Source organism: Streptomyces sp. NPDC050549 (assembly GCF_040655035.1).
GTDB lineage: Bacteria > Actinomycetota > Actinomycetes > Streptomycetales > Streptomycetaceae > Streptomyces.
Genome location: NZ_JBFAJD010000118.1, coordinates 1 through 1,665, shown reverse-complemented (window position 1 = coordinate 1,665; position 1,665 = coordinate 1). Strand labels below are relative to the sequence as shown.

Annotated in this window: 1 protein-coding gene; it reads left to right on the top strand. The window is 69.7% G+C overall.

Translation table 11 applies throughout. The features are described 5' to 3' along the window. Positions 1-124: 124 nt before the first annotated feature. Positions 125-1,501, top strand: coding sequence for an IS1380 family transposase (locus AB0I51_RS48385; RefSeq protein ID WP_362985921.1), 1,377 nt, complete (start codon positions 125-127; stop codon positions 1,499-1,501). The last annotated feature ends 164 nt before the right edge of the window (positions 1,502-1,665 follow it).

Sequence of the window (1,665 nt, the reverse complement as noted above, 5' to 3'; positions counted from 1 at the left end):
TAGCCTCGCGCTTTCGCGTGGCAGGGCGTCCGATGGGTGATCAGAAACGCAGAGAGTGCTCCTGACCTGCAACGATGGGACTTGTCTAGGGTCCAGTTCGTCGCATGAAAGAAGCACTCTCCAGGTGAAGAAGCGTATCGGGTCCTATCCGCGTGTCCGTTGTGAGGGCGGTGGTCGAGGGGCGGTCTCCCAGGCCGGTGGTGTGCTGCTGACCGAGACGGTCCGCAAGACCGGCCTGGACGGGGCGATATCGGCGGCGCTCGCACCGTGGCGGCGTCCCCGGGCGGTGCACGATCCGGGCAAGATCGTGCTGGATGTGGCCCTGGCGGTGGCGCTGGGCGGGGACTGCCTGGCCGATGTGGGCATGCTGCGGGCCGAGCCTTCGGTGTTCGGGCCGGTGGCCTCCGACCCGACCGTCTCCCGGCTGGTCGACCAGCTCGCTGCGGCCGGCCCGAAAGCCCTCACTGCGATTCGGGCCGCCCGGGCTGAAGTGCGCGAACACGTCTGGCAGCTGGCCGGGGCCTGCGCACCGGATGCCGGGGGGCAGGTGATCGTGGACCTGGACGGTGTGCTCGTCCTGGCGCACTCCGAGAAGCAGGACGCCGCCGCGACCTGGAAGAAGACCTACGGGCACCACCCGCTGATGGGGTTCGTGGACCACGGCCCCGGCGGCACCGGGGAGCCGGTGGCCGCCCTGCTGCGGCCCGGGAACGCGGGCAGCAACACCGCCGCCGACCACATCACCACCACCCAACTCGCCCTGGCCCAGCTGCCGAAGACCTACCGGCGCGGACGGAACACGCTGATCCGTACCGACTCCGCCGGCGGCACCCACGAGTTCGTGGCCTGGCTCGCAAAGCCGGGGAGATGGCTTTCGTACTCGGTCGGCATGACCATCACCGACCAGATCCACCAGGCCGTCCTCGAAGTCCCCGCCTCGGCCTGGACAGCGGCGATCGAGCCCGGCGACACGATCCGCGAAGGGGCCTGGGTCGCCGAACTCGGCGGCGACTGCCTCAAAGGCTGGCCGAAAGGGATGCGCCTGATCATCCGCAAGGAACGTCCCCACCCCGGCGCCCAGTTGCGTCTCACCGATGCCGACGGGCACCGGCTGACCGCGTTCGCCACCAACACCACCCACAGCCCGATTGCCGCACTCGAACTGCGCCACCGCAGGCGAGCCCGCGCCGAAGACCGCATCCGAGGCGCCCGCGCCACCGGCCTGCGCAATCTCCCCCTCCACGACACTGCCCAGAACCAGATCTGGCTGGAGATCGTCCAACTCGCCCTCGACCTGCTGGCCTGGCTGCCCATGCTCGCCCTGACCGGCAAGTCCCGCCTCTGGGAGCCCCGCCGCCTGCGGCTCCGCTTGTTCTCCGCCGCCGCACAACTGGTCACCACCGCCCGCCGACGCCACCTCAGGTTCGCCGGCCACTGGCCCTGGACCCATGTGATCACCACGGCGATCAAGCGGCTCGAAGCACTCCCGAACCCCGGCTGACCAGCAGCACCGACCTGTCCCGACCAGCAGAATCACTCACCACCGAGCCGTGGAACCCGGCGCCCACCCGACGCGACAGCCGGGCCACCACCATCCCCACAACGCGGACTCGAACACGAATCGGCCGCCAATGAAAGCTGACGGCCAATCACGAAAGATCGAGG